This window comes from Ilyobacter sp., assembly GCF_041583315.1.
Classification (GTDB): Bacteria; Fusobacteriota; Fusobacteriia; order Fusobacteriales; family Fusobacteriaceae; genus Ilyobacter.
Map to the genome: position 1 here is coordinate 1 of NZ_JBFHGC010000204.1, position 4,640 is coordinate 4,640.

Annotated in this window: 6 protein-coding genes; all 6 read right to left on the reverse strand. The window is 38.4% G+C overall.

Annotation, left to right across the window (positions count from 1 at the left end; all coding sequences use genetic code 11):
- Positions 1 to 731: 3-deoxy-D-manno-octulosonic acid transferase (locus ABZA26_RS08185; RefSeq protein ID WP_372714036.1), on the reverse strand; the 731-nt coding region annotated here is incomplete at its 3' end.
- 73 nt (positions 732 to 804) lie between these two features.
- A complete protein-coding gene (locus ABZA26_RS08190) occupies positions 805 to 1,884 on the reverse strand; it encodes a divergent polysaccharide deacetylase family protein (protein WP_372714037.1) in 1,080 nt (359 codons plus the stop codon).
- A gap of 11 nt (positions 1,885 to 1,895) precedes the next feature.
- Complete coding sequence (gene cmk / locus ABZA26_RS08195) at positions 1,896 to 2,552, reverse strand: (d)CMP kinase (RefSeq protein ID WP_372714038.1); 657 nt, start codon at positions 2,550 to 2,552, stop codon at positions 1,896 to 1,898.
- Positions 2,553 to 2,580: 28 nt separating this feature from the next.
- Positions 2,581 to 3,510, reverse strand: coding sequence for a 50S ribosomal protein L11 methyltransferase (prmA, locus tag ABZA26_RS08200; RefSeq protein WP_372714039.1), 930 nt, complete (start codon positions 3,508 to 3,510; stop codon positions 2,581 to 2,583).
- A 9-nt stretch (positions 3,511 to 3,519) separates the two neighbouring features.
- Positions 3,520 to 4,275, reverse strand: a complete 756-nt coding sequence (surE, locus tag ABZA26_RS08205) for a 5'/3'-nucleotidase SurE (RefSeq protein ID WP_372714040.1) — start codon at positions 4,273 to 4,275, stop codon at positions 3,520 to 3,522.
- Between the two features lie 16 nt (positions 4,276 to 4,291).
- On the reverse strand, positions 4,292 to 4,640 hold a 349-nt coding region (locus ABZA26_RS08210; protein ID WP_372714041.1), incomplete at its 5' end, for a YmdB family metallophosphoesterase.

The window sequence follows — 4,640 nt, forward strand, 5'->3', positions numbered from 1 at the left end:
ATATACTCCTCTTCATCGTTTCTTGTACTTCCGGCCACAAATATCTTCTTCTTTTCAAGTCCAAGTTTTTTCCTTATTTCAATAAGTTGCTTCTCTGTAAAATCAGTAAGCTTTACATCAAACTTCAGGTTTCCGAAATTCTCCACTTTTTCAGCAGGAGCCCCTATACCCACAATTCTTTCGCTATCCTCTTCTGTCTGCATAAGAAAAAGGTCTACCCTTGAAAAAAGCCTTTTTAGATAAAAAGATATTCTTTTATAGGATTTAAAGGATTTGTCAGATATCCTGCCATTTACAAAAATCACCTTGGCCTTTTTAGAAGCTTCTTTTATTAAATTGGGCCATATTTCAGTCTCTATAATTATGAGAGTTTTGAGATTTATTTTAGACAGTATCTCTCTTATCTTAAAAAAATCATCAAGCGGAAAATAAAGAAGATCTACATTTTTATCATCTTTATATTTCCCCTCTGCAGCAGCTCTTCCTGTATCTGTCATCATGGTTATGAGCACTTTAAGGTCTGTATTTCCAAGAAATTCTCTCACCAGGCTCTCTGAAAGATTTACCTCCCCCACAGAGGCACAGTGAACCCATACATAATCTTTCCCTGGGTTTTTTATTTGGATCTTCTGAAAAATTCTTTTTTTAAGGAATCTTCTGAGTTTCCCATTGAAAGCAGATATAATAAAAAGAGGTATATAGATAATCATCTTTGAAAGGTTATAAAACATCTTCCTCTCCTTTTTTCATTTTATTTTATTTCTCTCCAAAAAAATATACCCATTTTAATGGGTATATAAAATTCTATTCCAAAACTTCTCTCACGTATACCAGCTCTACACCCTCATTTTCTATGTAGTTCGTCATAGATTTCAGAGCCACAGCCATATTTTTGTGATAATGACCTATCGCCAGAAGCTTTCCTCCGTCTTTTGCCATTTTCACTGCGGATTTTATCTCTTTTTTGATATCCTCCACCTCTTTACTGTTATCTAAAAATTTAGAGCAGTAATATGTAGGAACCCCTAGTTCCTTGGCTATGGCATACCCTTTATTTTTTGAGGTAGTTTTACTGTCGATGTAAAACATATTTTTGTTTTTTGCATACTTAAGAAGACTTTTCATTTGAAAAGCATCCTCTGTAAATCTGGATCCCATATGATTATTAAAGCCTTTCATCTCACCTACATCAGCAATGGCCTTGTCAAATCTGGTGTAGACCTCTTCCTTTGTCATCTCAGGCATGATTATTCCTTCAGTTCTGGAATTTAGCGAATCGTTAGACCCTGCCATAGGCATATGAAGTATCACCTCAAAGCCGTAGTTTCTGAGTTTTTTAGTGGCTTCAGAACTTCTAGGGAGAAAAGGTATTGTAGCAAAGGATACAGGTTTTTTTATTTCTCCGAAAATATCTGCAGTCTGAGTGTTCATTCCCACATCATCTATGAGTATGGAGAGTTTTCCGTGATAACCCTTCTTAGGAGCAGGCTTGGGTTTTTCTGGTATCAATACAGGCATTGGTATAGGAGTCGGGGCGTAGTAATGAAGTTCTATCACCATTTTTTCCTCTCCACGGAAGTCCCTATAGAGTATTTTCTCTGTATCACCCTCTATACTGCTTTCAGCTCTCAGAGCCTGGGTTTCAACCAGACCTAGCTCTGTCCCTTCCTCTAGCTCAATCTGGTATCTGTCACCTGTTTCTATTATCTCTACTCCGTCCTTCTCCTTCAGCGATTCCAGAGTATTTTCAAGTTCTTGTAGTTCCTGCACTGTACTTATTTCCATTTTTTTTGTATAATTATCTTTTTTTACAGATTTTAAAACTAAGCCTAAAATCAAAACCAATAATATTGCACCTATGAAAAAACCCTTTTTTCTGTACATTGCTTTCTCCTTTAGATTCTTTCTCTTATGAGAGCTGATATTTTGTTAGAAACTTCTTCTATACTTAGGAAACTTGTATCCACCTCTATGGCATCATCTGCTTTTTTAAGAGGGCTTTCCTCTCTTGTCGAGTCAATGTGATCCCTCTCTTTTATAGACCCTAACACAGATTCATAATCTGACTCTATTCCATTTTCTTCATATTCTTTCAGTCTTCTTTTGGCTCTTTCCTCTGGACTGGCTACTAAAAAAACCTTCAGATGGGCATCTGGAAAAACTACCGTTCCTATATCTCTGCCGTCTAGAATGACTCTTTTTCCGTTGCCTATTTCCCTCTGAAGTTCCACAAGTTTTTCTCTTACAGCTTTTATAGAAGCTGTCTTGGAAACTACAGAAGTCACCCTCGGGGTTCTTATTTCCTGGGAAACATCTATCCCGTTTAGGATAAACTTATCTCCCTCTATATCTATTTTTATATTTTCTAACATTAGTTCTACTTCTGCCGGACTGTCAAGGTCCACTCCCTTTTCCAGACTGTAAAAAGCCACCATTCTGTACATAGCCCCTGTATCAAGGTATGTGAGTTTATATTTTTCAGCAACCAGCTTTGAGATTGTACTCTTTCCGCTGCCTGCCGGACCGTCTACTGCTACGATGAAATTACTCATTTAGAAACACTCCTATTCTCGCTGTACTCTATGCTCTAGCAGCTATAGCCCGCCACTCTTTATCTTTTTTCACTTCCAATATTTCAAAGCCTGCCGACTTTATTTTTCTCTCTACCTCACTGACCTTATCTTCTATTATTCCGGAAAGTATAATCAGACCATCTTTTTTTATAACTCTGGCCATATCATCAAGAAGCATCAGTATCACATCAGCCAGTATGTTAGCCACCACTACATCAAATTTCTTATCCTTTACTACATCCATCAGATTTCCTTTGAAAACCATGCTTTTTCCAGGATCAATTCCGTTGAGTTCCAGATTTTCTCTGGTGGATTCCACAGCCAGTTCATCTATATCCACTCCCCATATCTCATCTGCTTCCAGTCTGTCTGCAGCTACCATAAGGATACCTGAGCCTGTACCTACATCTATTACGCTTTCCCCGCCTTTTATGTAGTCCTCCATGAGTTTCAGGCACAGTGATGTAGTAGGATGTGAGCCTGTACCAAAGGCTCTTCCAGGATCTAGTTCTATGACAACCTCATCCCCTATAGCTTCATATTCTCTCCATGTAGGTTTCACCACAAATCTTCTGCTGACCTTCTCCGGATAAAGATATTTTTTCCAGGCATTTTGATAATCTTCCTCTTCAAGCTCATAAAAATCCAGAGAGTAAATCACATCCTCTCTCTCTTGAAATTTTTCCTCAAAGGCCTTCCTGTACATCTCTTTTTTTCTGTCTGCATAAAAATTCATGGGAAAATATGTAGATATGGAATATTCCCTCATGAGAAACTGTCTTTCATCTCTGTAATAGTCCAAAGGATTTTTATTCTTTAGAGGTTCCTCTATTTTCAGACCCTGGGCACCAAATCCGTAGAATATTCCCTCTATCTCCTCCTGGGTTCTTTTTATATCATCGGCATCAAAAATAATTTTAGCCTCTATAAGTTTCATAATATCTCCTTAATAATTCTTTATTGTTTCAGAAAACTCTTTAAAATAAAGATCCATCTTTGCAGGTGTTATGGATATATAACCATCCTTTACAACTACCGAATCTGTATTTGGCTCATTATTCCCGTCACCGGGTTTTCCTCCCAGCCAGTAGTAATTATTTCCCTGGGTGTCTATTCTTTCCACCAGGTTGTCTTCAAACTTCCTGTTGCTGAAACAGGTATACTTATATCCCTTGATCTCCTCTGTAGGAAGATTTGGGACGTTTATATTCAAAAGTGTCCCTGTTGGAAATTCAAGCTCTGCAATTTTATCAAGATAATCCACCAAAAAGTCAGCCGCACTTTCAAAGTAAGGACTGTTATCCGGGTCATTTAGGGATATTGCTATGGCTTTATTGTTGTAAAAGACCCCTTCAGATGCTGCTGCAAAAGTACCAGAATAAAATACATCTGTTCCAAGGTTTGCACCTCTGTTTATCCCTGCTATTACAAAATCAAACTCTATATCCTTGTAAAGATGACCGCAGCCTACCTTTACACAGTCTGCAGGTTTCCCGCTCACCCAGTATCCGAAAAATTCCCCGTCTCTTTCTGCCTTTGAGTATCTGAGAGGCATGTGCAGGGTTACTCCGTGCCCGGTACCGCTCTGTTCCTCTATAGGGGCTACCACGTATACTTCATGTCCCCCGCCTTTCAGTGCCTTGGTCAAAACTCTTATTCCTTCAGCATAAATCCCGTCATCATTTGATACTAATATTTTCATAATTTTTTACTCCTCTTTAAAGAGCATCTATGTCGTCTTTCGACAAGTCCAGTCTCTCTATTTTTTTACAAACACCTGTTTTTGAATCAATTTCTATATCCAATCCGTTTAATCTCTCATTTCCCTCTGCCACCTCAAATTTTTGAGGAAGAGATGTCAAAAATTTTGGAATTATGGACTCTACCTTCATGCCTATTACACCGTTTTGAGACCCTGTCATACCTACATCTGTTATATATCCTGTCCCTTTGGGAAGTATCTTGCTATCTGATGTCTGTACATGAGTGTGAGTCCCGAATACAAGGGAGACTCTCCCGTCTAAAAACCATCCCATGGCTACTTTTTCAGAGGAGGCCTCTGCGTGA

Excerpts from the sequence above, each read along its gene's own strand:
- ABZA26_RS08190 (WP_372714037.1), bottom strand. The coding sequence starts at position 1,884 with ATGTACAGAAAAAAGGGTTTTTTCATAGGTGCAATATTATTGGTTTTG.
- surE (WP_372714040.1), bottom strand. The coding sequence starts at position 4,275 with ATGAAAATATTAGTATCAAATGATGACGGGATTTATGCTGAAGGAATA.
- prmA (WP_372714039.1), bottom strand. The coding sequence starts at position 3,510 with ATGAAACTTATAGAGGCTAAAATTATTTTTGATGCCGATGATATAAAA.
- cmk (WP_372714038.1), bottom strand. The coding sequence starts at position 2,552 with ATGAGTAATTTCATCGTAGCAGTAGACGGTCCGGCAGGCAGCGGAAAG.